A 19,463-nucleotide genomic window follows, 5' to 3' on the forward strand; every position below is an offset into this window, starting at 1 on the left:
CGTTTGCCTTTCAGTAAGGAAATAAAGCGTGAGAGGTGGGTTGACCAGGAGGTCACCATTGCAAACTACGGCATCCTTAGTTATAAAAGTTACCTCAGACCTATTAAATCCTCGTTTCTAAAATAAAGACGGCGGAACGGCGTCCGCCGGTACATCCCCGCCGGTACAAAAAACGGCGTCCGCCGGTACATTCCCGCCGGTACAAAGAACGGCGTCCTCCGTTTATACAAGTTATCTAAAACCTTTTATAAATCTATCCTCTAAATCCTAAAATCCTTAAATCCTTGTTTCTAAAATCCCTGTCCTTCAATCCTTGTTTCTAAAATCCATGTCCTAAAATCCTTAAATCCTCGTTCCTAAAATCCTTGCCCTGAAATCCTTGCCCTAAAATCCTCGTTTCTAAAATCCTATCTGCGAAATCTGCGTGAGAGAAACTGCACCCCTCGGTTCCCCGTTTTTAGCTACAAAGAGTAACAAATGGAATGTTAATTGCATTTATGAAGTGAAACACAATTGGAAAATGCGAAAAGAATTGCCAATCGTGTATAAGATAGTTAATTACAGAGGAATAGATGACTGTTCTGATAATAGTTACTCTGATATTGATAATCCATTGGATTATAGAATATCAAAGGCATACAAGAAATGTCCAGGCAATCCCTATCCGAATTCATATTAACGGCACGCGGGGAAAATCAAGTGTAACCCGTCTTGTTGCTGCCGGTTTGAGGGAAGGAGGAAAAGTAGCGGTTGCAAAAACTACCGGAACTTTACCCCGAGTTATTCTTCCGGATGGTCGGGAAGCTGCTATTTTGCGTTTAATGGGTGCTAATATAATTGAGCAGAAATATATCTTTCGGCATGCCGTAAAGCATAAACCGGATGCTGTAGTTATTGAATGTATGGCAGTGAATCCTGCTTTACAGTGGATAACGGAGCGTAAATTTATTCGTAGTACTATTAGTGTAATCACTAATTGCCGGGAAGACCATTTGGATTTGATGGGTTCTACGGTGCAGAGTGTTACAATGTGTTTAAGTAATACTATTCCTAAAAACGGTATTTGTTACACGGCAGAAGAAGAGCAATTTCCTCTTTTGGAAAAAGTTGCCCAAAGCAGGCATTGCCAAATTCGTAAAATTCGTCCTGTGGATGTAACTAAAGCGGAATTGGACAAATTTCGCTACATTGAGCATGCGGAAAATGTGCAATTGGCTTTAGCGGTATGTGCGGAAGCGGGAATTGAGCGTGAGGTAGCTTTAAGGGGAATGCAAAAAGCAACGCCAGACCCAGGTGCCTTAAAAAAATACCGGATAGAAGACAGGGGTAAGACCATAATATTCTATAATGTATTTGCTGCTAATGACCCGCAATCAACGGTTGGTATTATTCAAATGGTAACCGGTCACTTACAGGATGTGGAAAAAATTATTATTCTGAATAGTAGAGCCGACCGTTTATTTCGCAGTCAGCAATTAGTTGAAGCAGTTAAGAACCTGGATTTTTCATACTTATTGCTGACGGGTGAAATTCCCGATAAAATAGAAACTTTTGCACTTCAGGCAGGGATTGCTCAAGAAAAGATAATTCCTTTGGGTGAACCTTTACCGGAGGTTATCTATCAGAAGATTTGGGAGCTTACTAAAACCGAAGCGCATATCTTGGGAATTGGTAATATTGCCGGAACGATAAAATACGGGGCACAAATTGTAGCCCACTTCAGACATAAATTGAAAGAGTGTAATGAAAGGAGCCGGAATTGATTGATACAATAGTTCAAGCCGCGGTGGGTATGGGTGTAATTATTTCACTGATGTTCAGTGAATTACTGGGTGCTTCTGCCGGTGGGATAGTTGTTCCCGGTTACATTGCCCTATATCTTGACAAGCCCTTGCAGATTTTAGGCACTTTAATAATCAGTTTGCTTACTTGGGGCATAATTAGAATTATAAGCAATTTTACTTTGCTTTTCGGTAAACGGAGAATGGTGCTGAGCATTTTAATCGGCTTTATTTTGGGTTGGTTATCGCGGATATTGGTTGTTCAGGATATTACCATTCATCAATTGCAAATGCAATCCATTGGTTACATTATTCCCGGGTTAATTGCCAACTGGTTTGAAAGGCAGGGTTTTTGGAAAACATTATCTTCAATGGGCATAGCTGCGATAGTAGTCCGATTAGCTTTAATGGTAATTTTTAACGGAGAGTTGTAAAATGATGTATCGTCCTTCACTGAAATCCAACCGTTCGTTAATCATCCTTTTGCTGTTAGCCATATTATTATTCTATATTGCGCAGACCAGTTACATTAAAGTTAGAACCGATAATTATGATGCCAAACTTGCTTCAGCGCAATTGATGAAAGCAGCGATAGATTCTTTAACTGCGGAATTGCATAACCGCAATATTGAAATTGACCCGATAGACGACCCTCTGCAAACAGGTTTAATTGGTATTCGGCTTAGCTCTATAACTACCGATAGAGGGCTGCTATCAGAAAAACGGGCAGCTCTTAATCCCAATTTGGCGGCTATCTTTGTGGAAGAGCTTTCCAAGCTGAAACTTATGCCCGGTGATTATATTGCGGTTGGCATCACAGGTAGCAATCCGGCAGTAAATATCGCTTTATATTCAGCTTTGCAAGTGATGGAATTGAATCCCAAAATAATCGTGGCATTATCTTCCGCTTCTTATGGAGCAAACCGTCCAGAGCTAACCTGGCTGGATATAGAAAGTATCTTAAAAGAAAAGGGACTATTTAAATTCAACTCCAGTTATGCTTCCCTGGGTGGTAAAGAGGACTTGGCAATCGGCTTATCGGATAATGGCATTTTAGCCCTGAGAGAAGCGATGAGTAGAAATAATGTTCCGCTTTTAATTGGTAGCGACTTAAATGATAATATAGATATTAGAATGGCTGCTTATGAAGAACTGTTACCTGCAGGTGAACGCTATAAAGCATTTGTGAATATTGGCACAGGTCTAGCCAATGTAGGTAGTGAACCCAATGCCAATCTTATTCCGGAAGGTATCAATCGTAGTTTGGCTGAGCATAATTACGAAAAAGAAGGTGTGATGATTAAGATGGCAAAAAACAATGTTCCGGTCTTACATTTCCGCCGTATTTTACGCTGGGCAAAACGCTATAATCTTCCTACTTCTTTTGATACTATGCCCAAAGTTGGAGAGGGAAAAATGTTCAGCTCTCTTATTCACAATCAAACCATCAATATTATATGTTTGGCTATTTTACTTATTGCCATAGTAGTAGTGATTATTTTTGACCGTCACGACCGCCGCTTTATGGCTAATATAATAGACCCCGACGAAGAACTGTAAGGAAAATTGACAATGCATAAACATTTTGTATCCCTTCTGCTGATTGTTCTGGGCATCAACCTGCTTTTTGCCCAAGCTGTTAATAGATATAAGGTTTTACCCTATGATAATCCAGGCACAAAACGATTACTGAAAACTGAAACAGGAAACTATTATTATTATCGTAACTTACCCGAAAGAGCTTTAATTCTGAACACAATTGGCGTAGAAAAAGTTGAACTGCGCAGTTTCAGTAAAGAGGCAGTTCGTAAGCCCGAGATTGTAGTTATTATTAACAAACAAAGAAAAACATATCCTCTTACTGTAGCGGAAAAGAAAGGGGATTATTATTTATATTCACCCCTAATTATAGAAATTCCGGAAAACACACAGAGCATCCAGATTATCTGCTACGACCGTTCAATTTATACTCGCGCTTTCAGCGTTTTACCCCCTAAGCCACCTAAAGCAGCAAAACAACCTAATATTGTTATTAAAGCTCACAGCGGAATTGTGAATGTGCAACATAACGGTTCCAATAGCGATTATTACAGCTTTATGCCCAATCAACCCTTAAAATTTACTCTGAATAATGGCAGAAATGCATATCTGTATGTGCGTCCGCGTTTGCTTGACCGTTCTTTACCCAAATTAGGACTTTATGCTAATGGCTCATTGATTGAGACCATAGATTTCACGCTAAAACGCACTACCAAATATCACAGCCCGGGAATTAACAATTTGGGAATTGCCCGAAAAATAGTATTGCCGGCAAATGCCAACAGCACCAATTATGAGTTGCGTGCCTTGAGTGACCATTTATTTTTGGCTAAACCCATTCTGATGAAAAAGTAGAGTAATTTATGGCAAATAAAAACCCGAAACAATTTACCAAAGAGTTAAAGCCGGCAACTGCCAAAGCGGATAAAGATGCGTCTAACGGAACTGATATATCAAATCAACCCCGTAATCATAAAACAGCCAAAAAAAGCAAGATTAGAAGAAAAACTACGATGCGTCCCATAATTCTGATTATTACTCTGTCCCTTTTGTGCAGTTTTTCCCGGGTTGCAGCTCAGGTAACCGGCTCCATAAAAATCGGAACTACTTACTCGGACAATGTGTTTCACCTTTCTGAATATGATATTGATTGTTTTAACGACCACTACCCTAACTTGGAATTTGTGGATACTATTGATGATTTAGCATTAAGCACCCGCATAGAACTTGCTTATCCGCTATCATATCGTTGGTGGAAATTTACCCCTTCGGTAACCGGTAATTTTTCCCGAAACATCAGCAATGAAGATAAATACCGCACCGATTGGGCTATAAAAGGCAAAATTGCACGCTATTACTGGAATTGCAGTATCCAATACGCCAGCAATCCTTATATTTATTTCCGCCAATTTGTAGATACCGATGGCACAGGTGAACTGGAAAAATACAGTTACAGCCGCGATACTTATCGGGGTGATATAGCAATTAAGCCCTTTCCGAAAACTATTGTGAAAGCTAATCTACGCTATGAACAATATCGCTATAATGAATATTTTACTGAAGCTGACGGCAATGCTGTAACCGGAGAAGCAGGAATCAGCTATAAATTTCCGTTTTTTACAGTTGAAGGTTCTTACGGTTACCGTGATTTCAGCTGTGATAAACGCATAGAAAATAAAGATTGCTCCTATCAAAGTAATATTTACAAAGGAGCATTAACTCTGCCTAAAATGCCTCTTTCCGAAAAAGGAAAGACCCTTTGGCAACCTTCTTTTGCTCTAAATTATGAACAGCGTTTTTACCAGGGAAGTGGCTCCTGGTATGGCGGCAGGGCTGACTATACTTATAATTTGGCAGCGGGATTTGATATGTTTTTTTCACCCCAATGGAATTTATCACTTGACTACTCTCACTATTTCAGGAATGTAGAAACTGATAATGAAACAGTTCAGCGTTTGAAGGAATATAACGAAAATCGTTTAAGCGCTGCACTAAGATATACTTTTTGAACTGAGAGGTATAAAATGCTGTTTAAAAAAGAAAATGATACCAATAAGATTAGAGAATTCCTGACCTTAGTGGAAAATCCCAAAGTAGAATTACGCCACTATAAAAAACCGGTTTTGGTTTGGGCTGTGGATGAAGGAACCGTCTTTTATTCCTTCTGGGAAGAGGAAATGCTCTCTCGTTACGGACTGGATAATGTGGACGGTTGGGATTTTGAAGAAGACCTTCTTTTTTGTCCCGATTGGATTGGAGAGGCAGAAGAAGAAGATTTGGATGATTATGATTTGAACGATGAGGATATTGAAGACCTGAGTAATTTTCTTCACCATAAGCTGAACGACAAGGATTAACATTGCATATTGCCATTCTTGGAGGCGGAGGATGGGGTTTGGCATTATCTTCCCTGCTTTCCGAAAACGAGCATCAAGTTCTGGTTTGGGAATATAATCCCGAATACTTACAGCTATTAAAAGAGACGCATTCCAATCCGCATTTACTGCCGAATGTTACTATTCCGCAGCAAGTTTGTTTTACTAATGATTTTAATGAGGTTTCGGCTTTTTCTCCGGAAATTATTATCCTGGCAACACCTACCCAATTTTTGCGCTCTACTTTACATAAAACCCCTGTTTCTTTGTGGAATGGTCAGCAGCTTTTAGCCGTTGTAAATGTAGCCAAGGGAATTGAAGAAAATACCTTCAAAACCCTTGATGCCGTTATTAAGGATGAACTGCCTTTTTTACCCGAAAGTAAAATCTGTGCTTTATCCGGTCCGTCCCACGCTGAAGAAGTCGCCCGTAAAATACCTACTACAGTTGTTATTGCCGGTAGCGATGAGAATTTACTCTGCCAACTGCAAACTGTTTTCAGCAATGCTTATTTTCGCGTTTATCGCAATTTAGACCTTATCGGAGTGGAAATTGGGGGCGCAGTTAAAAATATTATTGCTATCTCAGCAGGAATAATTGGCGGATTGGGCTTTGGAGATAACACTATCGGAGCTTTATTAACCCGGGGAATTGTGGAAATCCAACGCCTCGGAGTAGCTTTGAATGCCTGCCCCGAAACCTTTTTAGGGCTTTCCGGAATCGGAGATTTGATTACTACTGCTACTTCCCTCCATAGCCGCAACAGATTTGTTGGCTGGGAAATTGGCAAAGGCAAAAAGCTTTCTGAAATATTAGCTAAAATGGAAATGGTGGCTGAGGGAGTTGCTACTACCCGCAGCGTTTATCTGTTAGCTAAAAAACTTCAAGTGGAAATGCCTATTGTAGAAAAGGTCTATCAAGTCCTTTACGAAGATATAGACCCCAGGCAGGCAATCATAGAATTGATGACCCGCGACCTCAAAGCTGAGTAAGCTTGTACCGGCGGATTTGTACCGGTGGCTTTGTACCGGCGCTCGCTGTAGCGCCGTTCTTAGTACCGGCGGACGCCGTTCCGCCGATTTTATTCTCTCACAGATTACACGGATAACACAGATTTGATTTTAGAAACGAGGATTTAAGGATTTTAGGATTTTGAGGATTTAATAGCTCTGGGATAAACAGGATTAAAGGGATTTTAGGGATTTAATAGTTCTGGAATAAATTGTGTAGAAGGAAAACATCTCTTCGCTCTCTGCCAAAATCCTTCGGTGCTTTCGGTGCTCTCGGTGGCTAATTTTTCCCTCTGCCCTCCGCCGTTTTTGGTACCGGCGGACGCCGTTCCGCCGATTCGGCGCTACAGCGAGCGCCGGTACATCCCCCCGGTACACATAGCGCCGGTACAAAAAAACCCTCTTTTCTGGTTTAGAAATTGCTTAAATACAGAATGATAGCAATAACAACTGAGAGGATATTATGCTGAAGAAGTTATTATTTTGGGCAATCATCTTTTTCGGAATAAGATATACTTTAGGGGCAGTTCGCTATACAACTTTAGAGGATTTTGAAAGCGGTGTTGTTTCTTTAAGTTCCTGGAACCCTGAAGAAGATGTGCAGCCCGATGCCTGGATTCTTGATTCTTCTACTCCCGATGGCAGTTCCTATTGTCTTAAATTAACCGGCAATTGTTACAAATTACAGCAAATAACTCCTTATACCATAGACAGCACAGGCATAATCCAGGTTCAGGTTAAAACCAGTTCTGAACCGAGAATTCAAGGTATTGGTTTCACGGATGGTGTGCATAATATTCTTTATAGTTTTGCAGGAAGCAGAGTTTTAGATATTGAGGTTTGGATACCGGTTTATCAAGGTGCATATAGTTCCGGGGTTTGGAATACCTATCAATTACCTGTAGCATCCGACTGGGAGGCATTTTGGGGTTATTTTCCTGTTCTCAACGGTATCATTTATATTAACGATTTAGACGGCATTTCCTCGCGCAGTGTATGGTTTGACAATATAATAGACATCAGTTCCGACCTTCCTGTTGCTCCAGCAGTTAGCATTACTGCTTCTTATACTGCTAAAAATACCGGTGTCTTTTTCTATAGCACCGTTTTTGACCCTGATAGTGATACATTCACTTATGAATGGGCTTTTGGCGATTCCACTTACAGCAATTTGCCCAATCCATATCATTTATATACCGTCGCTTCCGCATATCCTTATACTGTGACCTTGAAAGTGACAGATGATACCGGGAAAATTGGTTTTGCTGAAACGGAAGTTACTTTGGAAACAGGAGCATCCGGATTGCCTGTTACCCTGAATTTTGTAGGGGATATAATGCTTGCCAGAGGTTATGAAACCAGCGGAGGTATTATTCCTACATTAGGCGTTAATGCTATTTTTGCTCCTTCAAAACCTTATTTCGGAGATGCAGCAGACATCAATGTGGCAAATCTGGAAGTTGTTTTAGCCAATGTAGGGGTTCATCATCCCACCAAAAGTGTTTATTACCGTGGCAATCCTGCCAATGTAAACGGTCTTATTTATGCAGGCATAGATGTAGTTAGCACTGCCAATAATCATACTATGGATTATGGCATTGAAGCATATCAGCAAATGCAGAGTTTGTTAAATAACGCCGGGATACTATATAGCGGTTGTGGAGCTAATTCTTATGAGGCATATTTACCTGCTTTTTACAATTGCCGGGGTTTGAATATTGCTTTTTTAGGCAGTTCGGATAGAACCGGTCAATACAATAATGCGCAACCTTTTTTACAAGCGGGTTACAGTAAACCTGGTTTTGCCTATATGACGCCCTATTATGTGGAACAGCAACTTCAAGCGGTGGAAGGTATTGCCGACCTTAAAATTGTAGAAATGCACGGAGGCAGTGAGTATTCTCTTACTCCCGGTGCAGGTTATGATAAGGTCTTCAATCCTTTTTTGGAAGATACCGGGGATGAGGATTATTTCTATCGTAACGATGTTCCCCATCAATGGGATATAGCCATCAGGCACAGCGCTATTGATTGTGGTGCCGATTTGGTTATAGTGCATCATCCGCATATAATTCAGGGCTTGGAACTATATCAAAATAAACTGATTGCCCATTCGCTGGGAAATTTTGTGTTTGATTTGGATTATCCGGAAACGATGCCAACTATGATTCTTTACGCCGATGCCTATTTTGACGGCTTTCGGAACTTTCGGATTAAACCCTTTTATATAGATCACTATATTCCCGAACCCACAACCGGCAATTTGGCTGTTTACATTTTAGATTACTTAGCCAGCCGGTCTCGGGAGCTCAATACTCGTGTGTTTGTAGATTATGAGGCATTGGAAGCAAAGGTTTTAATGGAGGATGAAAATCCCCCTGTTACAGCTACCGAATTTAACATTCAGCAGCAATTACTAAATCATAGCGAGGGAATGAGCGAAACTGTTCCTATTAAGTTACCGCGTAGGGGTTCTATAAGCAATGTTACTCTCATTGAGCCACCCGCGGAATATGAGTATCGCTTAGGGCAGGAACATATCTGGTATGGTAATTTTGAAAACGAGGGTTGTAATTTATGGGTGCCACCGGCATATTCTTTAACGGATTATATTGATGGAGCCCGGAGCGCTAAACTTAGTACCAGCGGTTCATCAACTGTAACTTCCGCTATTCCCAATCGCTGCAAGATGTATGACAATACTCAAAAATACACTTTGCACGGTTGGATAAAGGCAGATAATGTTGCCAATGCCAATATCGCCATTAGATTCTATACAACCAGAACAAGTCCTACACCTGCATATACCGCTAATATATCCGATAGCGTTATTGAAACGAGTGAATGGACTTTTTACCAGAAAGAACTTACGCTTCCTGAAAATGTATATTATTACGATATTCGTTTACAGGCAACAGGTAACACAGGAACAACAGGATTTGCCTTGTTTGACGATGTGGGGTTAATTGAATGGACGCAATGGACAGCTTTAGACCCCTTGGCAAATATTCCCTGGCCTAATAATTATTACTGGATTCAAGCCCGGACTGCCGATACCCCTAAATCAATATATTTATCGCTTATTGAGCGCAGTTTTAGCAGACATCTCGTAACTAAAGAAAACCATATTACCCAAGTGCAACCCGAAATCCAAATTGTGCCCAATCCCTTTAATCCTGAAACCGTTATCCATTGCAATTTACCGGCTGCAGGGAAAACAACTTTGAGAATATATAATATTAAAGGTCAATTGGTGAAAGAACTTTATAATGGAGAATTGGAAGCAGGAAATCATCATTTTAATTGGAATGCCAAGGATTTTAACAACCGTTCTGTGGCTTCAGGAATTTATTTTATTTCGCTGGAAAATAGAAAAAGCAAGATAATTCGGAAAGCATTACTGCTTAAATAAGCGAAATTTCCTTGACGAAATAGACAGCTAAGAATATTATGTTATATATAAAGAGAACGAAAGGAGCCCAAATGCGTAAATTTCTATTAGCTATAATTCTCTTAATGCTTTCTTATTGCCTGATGGCTGAAGAAGCAGACACGCTAAAGATAAATCTTGCCCTGCTAAATCCTCAAGAAATTAATCTTGAACTACGGGTCTATGCTCCTATGCAAAGAATCTATGTTACTGCTAATTTTTCTGTGGAAAAGGATTCCCTGCCCGAAGCAATGTATCATAGTATATTTTTAACTAAAGATGCTAGAATTGAATACATTCTGATTAACGATAAGTTTGTGCCTCCGATTTATTCTTCTAATCTTGTGCCGGAACACTTCAATCCTGTTTTCCCCTACCCCGATATGCTGAAAGAAAATAGTAACCTGAATTGCCTCAGCTTCTATCTGCCTAATTATGAAGGAAAAATAAACTTCACCCTGCGCTATTCCATCCCTATCCCTGACTGGATTAAGGAAACAGACATTCGCGGTTATGTTACTTTCTCCTCTAACCAAAATTGGTATCCCCGAAATTTGACCGGCAACTGCAAGGTGTATGCCCGCTTGCTAAGCTCAAACTATTATACAATGGAACTCGGAACCCAATGCACGATTAAAGAAAAGGATGGAGTTCGCACAACTGAGGGTTATTTTATTGATTCCCCTGCAGAACAGACAATATTGAAAATTATTAAGGGCTAAATTAGCTCAGTTGGTAGAGCAACTGATTCGTAATCAGTAGGTCGGGGGTTCAAGTCCCCCATTTAGCTCCACTTTAGCGGAGAGCGTTTTGTACCGGCGCTCTTTGTACCGGCGCTCTTTGTACTGGCGCTCTTTGTACCGGCGCTCGCTGTAGCGCCGAATAAAAAAAACGGCGGAACAGCGTCCGCCGGTACCAAAAACGGCGGAACGGCGTCCTCCGGTACAAAGTAAGGCGTCCTCTGTTTATACAAGCTACCACAAACCTCTTATAAATCTATCCTCTAAATCCTGAAATCCTTAAATCCTCGTTTTTAGAATTATATCTGCGTATTCTGTGTTATCTGCGTAATCTGCGTAATCTGCGTGAAATACAAAAAGCGGAGAAATGGCGGGAACTTCTTTTTTCCCTGTGATAAAAGGTCGGAGTCACCCCTCACAAGAAAATTTTCCGTCCCCGCCAAATAGCAAAAGTGATTATATCATAGCAGGTTTTTTTGTAGTTATGAATTATTCTTTAGGGTTGGGTGGATTAAGCAATTCCTCCAAGTGTTTTATATATTTCTCAGCTCCACCGGGTCTATAACCGGTGCGGGCAATTTCCTGGCTTTTTTCATTTATAATAACTATAGTGGGAAAGCCCTCAACCTTGTATTCTTTCAATTTTTGCTGATTAAATGCTTTCAACTTGTCGCTTTGTTCTATCTCCCGCGGAAAATCAACTTTCAGCAAGATGAAGTTGCCCTTCGCATATTTAATAAATTCGTCTTTACTGAAGACCTCTTCTTCCAATTTTTGACACCAGATACACCAGTCAGAACCGGTAAAATCAACAAGAACTGGACGAGCTAAAGATTGAGCCATTTTCATTGCTTCATTCCAATCCGTAAGCCATACACCAAGTTTCTTTCCAGAACTTTTCAATTGTTCTTGCTCTTCTTTGGTTTTTTCACCAGGTGCCTCATTAGGATTGCAGCCCAAAACAACCACTGACAAAGTAAGCAGTAGGATTAAAATCCATTTCATAATTGAACCTCCAATTTGTTAATAAAAACTTCAGGAATTATCTTCGCGGCTTTTTCCAGCATAGCATTCACAGCACAGTATTTCTCCAGGGAAAGGTTAACTGCTTTGGCAATTTTATCAGCTGGAAGGTTATCACCTTTAAAATTGTAGGTTATAGTTATCGTATGATAAATAATAGGATGCTCAGCGGCAGATTCACCCTGAGCATCCATTTCTAAAGTATAGTCCTTTATTCCCATTTTTTCCAGAATGGAAACAACATCCATTCCACTACAGCCACATAAAGCAGCCAGTAATAAAGGTTTTGGTCTCGGACCTTGATCACTTCCTCCAAAATAGGGATCGGCATCCATAATCAGCTGATGACCATTTACTTCAGCTGTAAAGGTCATCCCTCCAGACCAAACTGTTTTAACGCGCGTAGGCATTATTATCCTGCAATCGTCTCTTTCAATATTTCTTCATATTTATCCACATAGAGTTGAAGGGCTTTATAAACCGATTCTACATCTTTTGCCGGGATTTTTTTCAAAATTTTTGCCTGCTGGTCTAAAACTGTTTGTAAGCTATTAGCTGCCAGTTTTTTCCCTTTTTCAGTAATCATAGCAAACCAGCAACGCCGGTCTTCTTCCGACGGTTCACGAATAACCAATTGTTTAGCAACAAGGTTATCCATTATTCGGGTAATCCGGCTATGGGAAACATTCAGTTCTTTAGCCAATTCGTTCATATTGACAGGACCGTTTACCTTATAAAGGTAGTTAAGTAGCATACACTCCATTCGTCCTGCTTGTAAGCATGCTTTCTGAGCATAGTCAATTTCACTCAAAACCATTTGCAAGCGGGTGATGAGCTCGTGGAATTTTTTTGCATAATCAGCCATTTGATTCTCCTTTTTTAGTATTATTTAAGTTTAATAAACGCTTGATCTTCTCGCGATCATAACCGACAACCGGGATATTATTTATCCATAATTGCGGAACTCCTTCCTCTCCGCTTTTGCGGATCATATCATTACGAGCCGCAACATCTTTGGATACATCAATATCCGTAAAACTCTGGTCTTGTGACTTCAGATACTCCTTCACTTTCTTGCACCAGATACAAGAAGGAGTAGAAAATACAATCACTTTCGCAGCCATTTTTATATCCTCAGTTCATATAATAGTGCAATTATTCCAAAAGCCAAAAAAAATATTTTGGTCTTGAAATATTATGCCAATGACAGCCATCAATAAACAAAAGCAATAAAATGCCATAAAAGACAATTATCTAAGCGAACCGTAAAATTTCTTGCCATAAAATAACTCTGATTTATTGTGGCAAAAAATATGAGGTTGATTTTATGGCAACTATTTTCTTCTGCACTGATTGCGGTTTTGAAACCAGCAAATGGAGTGGAAAATGCCCTGCCTGCGGTGCTTGGGGCACTTTAAAAGAATCCACTCGCGTAACCGGAAAAAATAATAAACCTATAGACACATTTCCTAAAGCCATACCGGAAAGAATTATTGATCTGGTATATGATGAATATTCCAGAACAGTAACCGGGATAAGAGAATTTGATCTGGTTCTGGGAGGTGGAATTGTAACCGGGATGATGATTTTAATAGGGGGCGAACCGGGAATTGGCAAATCTACATTGATGCTGCAACTTTCAGAATGGATGGGAAGACAAAATAAAAAAACACTTTATTGCTCGGGAGAAGAAAGCGCTGAACAAATTCGCCTGCGCAGTAAACGCCTGAAAGTAACCAGCGAAAATATTTATCTGCTATGCACTAACGATGCTGAACAAATTATAGATGCCATAGAAAATAACAAACCCGATATGGTTATTGTAGATTCCATTCAATCCGTTAGCATATCCTCCCTGGATTCTCTTCCCGGAAGCATCACCCAAATGAGAGAAACAACCAGCCGTCTTTTAAAAACCGTTAAGACCTTGGGTATCCCGCTATTTTTAGTAGGGCATGTAACCAAAGAAGGTATGGTAGCCGGTCCTAAAATTATTGAACATATGGTAGATACCGTTCTCTATTTTGAAGGTGAACAACGCAGCCAATACAAAATCTTGCGCGCGGTTAAAAATCGCTTTGGCTCTACTAATGAAATAGGCCTTTTTGAAATGACCCATCTGGGATTGATGGAAGTTTCCAATCCCAATAATATTTTTCTCAGCCACGAACAAAGTGATATCGGAACCGCAATCAGTTGCGTAACAGAAGGTAGCCGCAGTTTCATTGTGGAAGTGCAAACCCTGGTAAATGCTTCCAACTATGGAACTCCCCAACGAGTTGCCGTAGGTATAGACCAAAAGAAATTAGCAATGCTTTTGGCTATTCTGGAAAAAAACCTTTCCCTCTATTTACGCAGCAGCGATGTATTTATCAATTTGACGGGAGGAATCCGCTCTACTGATCCCGCCCTGGATTTGGCTATTCTGGCTGCTCTTATTTCCAGTATGAAAGATAAACCCTTAACCGAAAAATCCGTCTTTATTGGTGAAGTAGGTTTAAATGGAGAAGTGCGTCCCGCATCACAATTGGAAAAACATATCAACCAAGCCCAGAAATTGGGATATGAAAAAATCTTCCTCTCCGGCTATGCCAAAGTGAAAGCAAGTCCGAAAATTATTAAAGTGAAGGATATAAAAGCGCTGTATGCAGCTTTGAAATAATGAAAATGGCGAGATAGCGAGATAGCGAGACGGAAAGAGAGAGATAGCGAAATAGATTTTTTTACAAAGAGAAAAAGAGAAAAAAACTCGTGGCTGGAATTTTTGTACCGGCGCTCGCTGTAGCGCCGAATAAAAACGGCGGAACAGCGTCCGCCGGTACCAAGAACGGCGGAACAGCGTCCGCCGGCTACATAAGACATCCCAGACCTATTAAATCCTCGTTTCTTAAATTAAATCTGCTTAATCTGCGTGAAACAAGTCGTCAGGCCTATTAAATCCTCGTTTCTTAAATTAAATCTGCTTAATCTGCTTAATCTGCTTAATCTGCGTGAAACAAGTCGTCAGGTCTATTAAATCCTCTTAATCCTTAAATCCTGAAATCCTTGTTTCTAAAATCCTAACCCTGAAATCCTCGTTTCTAAAATCCTATCCCTGAAATCCTCGTTTCTAAAATCCTATCCTGAGAGAATATATTACAAAAAGCGTTTCACTACTTCAATAACCTCCGGCAAATCCATTCCAATTTTTTGTAAATGTTCAATTTTAGGGACACCTTGGTCATTCCACCCTTTTCTTTCATAGACGGCATCAATCAATTGCTGATATTGATCTTCCCGATATTTTCTTAATATATCCATCATTTCCGCGGTGCTTTTCCCTTCGGGATTAATATTTAACTTTTCTTTCAGCTGCTTGTCGTATCTATCTTGACGGGAAAGATATTCTTCTTCCGTTACAGGACCCACAGCTCTATAAGGTGGAACATCATCAATTCTTCTCCCCTTTCCCATTCGCAAACAGAAGACCTTTTGGAAGTTATATACGCGTTCGGATTGTTCAATCAGGGTCTTTTTATTTAGGGGCTTACCTGTGATAGCAGTATAGATATCCACATAATTTTGAACATGTTCCGGAACTTTTGCCGGTTCATCAGTTTCGGCATTATCAGCCGGTTCAATATCATTCCAGGGAAGTTTACATAATCCCTGCAGTCCAAACCAGGTTCTAAACATCGGAAAATAGTGCAATGCCTCGGCTTTATCCTTAAAAGTGGGAATCTGGTTATTGACCATATCCATAAAGATTAGCCATGCTTCATCATGTTGAGGTCCTTTTAAAGCAAGAGTATAGCCACCCTGTTGGGCAAGAGATTCTTTACTAAGATACTGAGAATATTCCAAGCCCTTTGCCTCCATCCCTATATCTTGCAGGAAATCAGGATCGGCACCATATTTATTGGCAAAAATTTGTTTCATTTTCCGCACGCCTTGTCCTACGATAACTCCAAAACCTTCACCTCGTGCCATTTGATGCAAAAGTTCCAAAGCGGCATCCGCATTTCCCCAGGTAAGTTCAAGTCCGCCAGTGCGTTCTTTATTCAAAATGCCGTTTTCATAACATTCCATTGCAAAAGCAGTACCGGTTCCAAAAGAAATCGTATCCACCCCATAAGTATCGCAGTAAAAATTAATTTCCACTACATCCCGGGCATTAAAAACACCGATATTACTTCCGCAACCGGCAGCAGTTTCATATTCAGGACCATCCACACAGACCTTCTGTCCTTTATAAGGTCCTGTTCTCGGTTCAAAATTATCCACTGCCTTGCAACAGGATAAAGAACAGCCAAACCAGCATCCATCAGGCATACCCTGCGTAAAAAGATTTTTAAATTCACGGGAATGCAATCCTTCCGCTTCCGGCATTTGACCATATTTAAAATTCCGAATTGGCAGAAGATCATAATCATTCATAATTTCCATTAGATGAGCAGTTCCTACCTGCCTCATTCTATTTTGGGTAGAATCGCCCGCTTCTATTTCTTGATGTAATTTCAAGCCCCTATTTCTAATCGTTTCTACATCCACCGGATTATTAGAATCTACTTTCAGACCGGAATATTTAACCACCAATGCTTTAATTTTTTTGTGTCTGAAGACACTACCTGTGCCACCTCTTCCTGCCTGTTTCAAACGGGCAACCTTTCTCCGTTTATCCCAAAAGGAAAAATTCAAGCAAGTGATTAAAACATTTTCCGCTGCCTTTCCACTGGAAACAACAGATACAAACTGATATTTATCTTCGCTATCGGCAAATTCTTTAATCAATTCTTCAGCAAAAATATGGCTATTGATTTCTTCATCGGGAGCAGAAAGTATCTGCACAATGCCTTTGTCGCCATCAATATAAACAATCACTTCTTCATTGGCTATGCCTTGAAGCTCAATGGCATCCCAACCGGAAAATTTGCTATAAGGACCAAAATGGCCGCCCACATTACAATCAACGGGAATACCTGTTAAAGGAGAGATAGTTGTTACAATAGATTTTCCGCTACCGGGATAACTGGTATTTCCGCAAAGAGGACCGAAAGAAATACAAATTTCGTTTTCAGGGCTATCCCATTTTGTTTCATCTTTTACTCCGTGCCACATTAGATAGAGATCAAAACCCTTTCCGCCGACAAATTTATCTATCATCAGCTCGGTAACCGGCTTTTGCTTTATCTCCCCGGAGCTCAAATTTATATACAAAGAGCGCTTATTATAGCCACGAATAACAGGTGCCGGCTCATATTTGAATTCTGCAATTAGTTTACGGTTCATTTTTTTCTCCTTAAGCAGTTACTATTTTTATTGCTTCGGCAGGACAGGTTCTGGTACAAATCCCACAAGCAATACATTTAAAAGGATTATATACATTTTCAGTAAAACGCATTGCCTGAACAGGACAAACCGCTACACACATCAAACAGCCAATACAAAGAGATTTATTTAAAATAACTACTCCTTGAGGGTTGATTGTTAAAGCTAAAGTTGGACATATCTTGACACAAGTTCCACACTGATTGCAAACAATCATTTCCGGAGGATATACCTCTTCGTTAATCGCTATACACGATTTTTTGGCATTATCCTCTTTAAAATAGAGTTTGGAACAAGCGCTTTCGCAATTATGGCAGGTAATGCATTTGTCTGGAATGGTTTGTAACATTTTCATCGTAGTATATCTCCCTTCTGCATTATATATACATTATAAATCCGGATTTATTTTATGTCAATTATAATCTTACGGAAAGCACCGTTCCAAATTTGTTGCTTAGATGATCAAACTCCAGTAAATCCTTTTTTCTTTGCCATTCATTATTCAATTTCAGATACATAATTATATTTAAATGATTTGCCATCCTCAAATCAGCATAAATTCCCGTATTCAGATTTTCGGGGTCACTTTCATTTTCCAGGTCACTATATATATATTCCAGAATACCCACTAACTTATATGATTCTTCGGCTAAAAATGCAATTCTAAAATCACCTTTGATATTTGAGACAATGGTCTTGGCATCATTCTTGTGATCTTCATATTTCTGCAAATTGTAACCCAAATCAAAACCAAAATTAGTGCCTATATTGAGGGAAAAAATACCGTCAAAATCATTCTCGTTACTGTTAGCATAATCGTTATCCTTATCCTCCGTGGAAAACCTGCATAAAATACTGCCGGAGGTTTCATTAACCAATAATAGAGGACTGCTAACCGGAGCGTGACCATTCATAAAATAGGGTTCTAAATAGAAATTCTGTAAATTGGAAGCAAAAAGATAGGCATTTAGTCGCGTTTTAGGAGTCCAGTCCAAATAGTTTTCAGGAAAATAATCCGAGGGATTAAAAAGCCCTTCTCCATATATTTTATCCGGTATTTCGTTATATTCATATTCCATTCCCAGTTCCGTGATTTGCTTTTTACCACTATAGCGCTTTATTAATTGGAATTTATAGGAGGAATAATTTTCATCGGGATAAATATCGCTTAAATCCGTATGCATAAACCAGCCAAATAACCGTAAAGATTCAGAATCTGGAAAGCCAGCTCCGATACCATAACGAGTCAGGTTGTAACTTCCAGATTTAGCTTCTACCCCATCCCAATTTTTTATCAGGTTATAAAATGCTTCCACTCCTGCCAATTTGGATTTTACTCCAATAGTATTTAGGGAATTAAATTCCTGACAGGAATCATCCTCCTTGGCTATATCTATATATTGAAATTCCTGTGCGGATTTAAAAGTAATAACTTTACTCCATTCAGGAAAACTGGAATATTGATTGTAATCCATTTCTGCTTGTATTTTTTGCGGATTAGATAAAGATATATTGTTTTCCGCATTGCTCAAAAACCGGAACTTTAAAGCCACCAGCCCAAAATCTTTATTAGCTTGATAAAAATTCTCTTGCGTAGAAACAGGAATAAGCATTTCACCATACCCAATCCCAATTATAGCGCAAAATACTAAGAGCAATATAACTTTCAATTTAACTTGCATTTATTCCTCCTCTTTAGGATAGTTCTTATTTTTTAAATATGCGGAAACTGTCAATGGATTTGTCCGTTTGCAGGACAGGGATTTGTGCTTCAAGAGGAGAATGCGAAAAAGCGAGATAGCGAGATAGCGAAATAGCGAGATGGCGAGATGGCGAGATGGCGAGATGGAAAGAGAGAGATAGCGAAATAGTTTTTTTTACAAAGAGGAAAAGAGAAAAAAGAGATTATTTTACAAAGAGAGAAAGAGGAAAAGAGAAAAAGAGATTATTTTACAAAGAGAAAAAGAGAAAAAGAGGAAAAGAGATTATTTTACAAAGAGAGAAAGAGAAAAAGAGTAAAAGAGATTATTTTACAAAGAGAAAAAGAGGAAAAGAGTAAAAGAGATTATTTTACAAAGAGAAAAAGAGGAAAAGAGTAAAAGAGATTATTTTACAAAGAGAAAAAGAGGAAAAGAGGAAAAGAGAATTATTTAACAAAGAGGAAAAGAGAAAAAGAGAAAAAGAGAATTATTTAACAAAGAGGAAAAGAGAAAAAGAGAAAAAGAGATTATTTTACAAAGAGAGAAAGAGAAAAAGAG

At 39.5% G+C, this 19,463-nt stretch carries 18 protein-coding genes and 1 tRNA gene; 12 read left to right on the top strand and 7 right to left on the bottom strand.

Going from position 1 to position 19,463, the window contains the following annotated elements; all coding sequences use genetic code 11:
- Positions 1-572 precede the first annotated feature (572 nt).
- From pgsB to PLE33_08045, 10 genes are all read left to right on the top strand, one after another.
- Positions 573-1,763: a poly-gamma-glutamate synthase PgsB gene (pgsB, locus tag PLE33_08000; GenBank protein ID HPS61188.1), complete on the top strand. Its 1,191-nt coding sequence runs from the start codon at positions 573-575 to the stop codon at positions 1,761-1,763.
- Positions 1,760-2,215 (top strand): poly-gamma-glutamate biosynthesis protein PgsC, encoded by a 456-nt coding sequence (gene pgsC / locus PLE33_08005; GenBank protein ID HPS61189.1) that lies wholly within the window; start codon positions 1,760-1,762, stop codon positions 2,213-2,215. The genes pgsB and pgsC overlap by 4 nt, the downstream gene beginning before the upstream one ends.
- 1 nt (position 2,216) lies before the next feature.
- Positions 2,217-3,341: a poly-gamma-glutamate system protein gene (pgsW, locus tag PLE33_08010; protein ID HPS61190.1), complete on the top strand. Its 1,125-nt coding sequence runs from the start codon at positions 2,217-2,219 to the stop codon at positions 3,339-3,341.
- A 12-nt stretch (positions 3,342-3,353) separates the two neighbouring features.
- Entirely contained in the window at positions 3,354-4,175 is an 822-nt protein-coding gene (locus PLE33_08015) for a hypothetical protein (GenBank protein ID HPS61191.1), read from the top strand.
- 8 nt (positions 4,176-4,183) lie between these two features.
- Positions 4,184-5,329 carry a hypothetical protein gene (locus PLE33_08020; GenBank protein HPS61192.1) on the top strand — a complete coding sequence of 382 codons (1,146 nt, stop codon included), beginning with the start codon at positions 4,184-4,186 and terminating at the stop codon, positions 5,327-5,329.
- Between the two features lie 15 nt (positions 5,330-5,344).
- Positions 5,345-5,677, top strand: coding sequence for a hypothetical protein (locus PLE33_08025; GenBank protein ID HPS61193.1), 333 nt, complete (start codon positions 5,345-5,347; stop codon positions 5,675-5,677).
- A gap of 2 nt (positions 5,678-5,679) precedes the next feature.
- A complete protein-coding gene (locus PLE33_08030; GenBank protein HPS61194.1) occupies positions 5,680-6,687 on the top strand; it encodes an NAD(P)H-dependent glycerol-3-phosphate dehydrogenase in 1,008 nt (335 codons plus the stop codon).
- 481 nt (positions 6,688-7,168) lie between these two features.
- Positions 7,169-10,117, top strand: a complete 2,949-nt coding sequence (locus PLE33_08035; protein ID HPS61195.1) for a CapA family protein — start codon at positions 7,169-7,171, stop codon at positions 10,115-10,117.
- Positions 10,118-10,188: 71 nt separating this feature from the next.
- Positions 10,189-10,857, top strand: a complete 669-nt coding sequence (locus PLE33_08040) for a hypothetical protein (GenBank protein HPS61196.1) — start codon at positions 10,189-10,191, stop codon at positions 10,855-10,857.
- Positions 10,853-10,928: transfer RNA gene (locus tag PLE33_08045), tRNA-Thr, on the top strand. Before PLE33_08040 ends, PLE33_08045 begins: the two co-directional genes overlap by 5 nt.
- A 436-nt stretch (positions 10,929-11,364) precedes the next feature.
- Here PLE33_08045 and PLE33_08050 read toward each other — a convergent pair.
- The 4 genes from PLE33_08050 to PLE33_08065 are packed head-to-tail and all read right to left on the bottom strand — an operon-like array spanning position 11,365 to position 13,022.
- Entirely contained in the window at positions 11,365-11,880 is a 516-nt protein-coding gene (locus PLE33_08050; protein ID HPS61197.1) for a thioredoxin family protein, read from the bottom strand.
- Positions 11,877-12,308, bottom strand: coding sequence for an OsmC family protein (locus PLE33_08055; protein ID HPS61198.1), 432 nt, complete (start codon positions 12,306-12,308; stop codon positions 11,877-11,879). The genes PLE33_08050 and PLE33_08055 overlap by 4 nt, the downstream gene beginning before the upstream one ends.
- A 2-nt stretch (positions 12,309-12,310) precedes the next feature.
- Positions 12,311-12,763, bottom strand: a complete 453-nt coding sequence (locus tag PLE33_08060; GenBank protein ID HPS61199.1) for a MarR family transcriptional regulator — start codon at positions 12,761-12,763, stop codon at positions 12,311-12,313.
- A complete protein-coding gene (locus PLE33_08065) occupies positions 12,756-13,022 on the bottom strand; it encodes a glutaredoxin domain-containing protein (protein ID HPS61200.1) in 267 nt (88 codons plus the stop codon). Before PLE33_08065 ends, PLE33_08060 begins: the two co-directional genes overlap by 8 nt.
- Positions 13,023-13,225: 203 nt before the next feature.
- Between PLE33_08065 and radA the strand changes: the two genes are divergently transcribed.
- Entirely contained in the window at positions 13,226-14,560 is a 1,335-nt protein-coding gene (gene radA, locus PLE33_08070; protein HPS61201.1) for a DNA repair protein RadA, read from the top strand.
- Positions 14,561-15,033: 473 nt separating this feature from the next.
- Here radA and PLE33_08075 read toward each other — a convergent pair whose 3' ends face one another.
- From PLE33_08075 to PLE33_08085, 3 genes are all read right to left on the bottom strand, one after another.
- Positions 15,034-17,166, bottom strand: a complete 2,133-nt coding sequence (locus PLE33_08075) for an aldehyde ferredoxin oxidoreductase C-terminal domain-containing protein (GenBank protein HPS61202.1) — start codon at positions 17,164-17,166, stop codon at positions 15,034-15,036.
- A gap of 10 nt (positions 17,167-17,176) precedes the next feature.
- Entirely contained in the window at positions 17,177-17,560 is a 384-nt protein-coding gene (locus PLE33_08080; protein HPS61203.1) for a 4Fe-4S binding protein, read from the bottom strand.
- 61 nt (positions 17,561-17,621) lie between these two features.
- Positions 17,622-18,887: a hypothetical protein gene (locus tag PLE33_08085; protein HPS61204.1), complete on the bottom strand. Its 1,266-nt coding sequence runs from the start codon at positions 18,885-18,887 to the stop codon at positions 17,622-17,624.
- A 155-nt stretch (positions 18,888-19,042) separates the two neighbouring features.
- Here PLE33_08085 and PLE33_08090 point away from each other — a divergent pair, with 155 nt between their 5' ends.
- Positions 19,043-19,264, top strand: coding sequence for a hypothetical protein (locus PLE33_08090; protein HPS61205.1), 222 nt, complete (start codon positions 19,043-19,045; stop codon positions 19,262-19,264).
- Positions 19,265-19,463: the final 199 nt, after the last annotated feature.

It is taken from the genome of Candidatus Cloacimonas sp., assembly GCA_035403355.1.
GTDB lineage: Bacteria > Cloacimonadota > Cloacimonadia > Cloacimonadales > Cloacimonadaceae > Cloacimonas.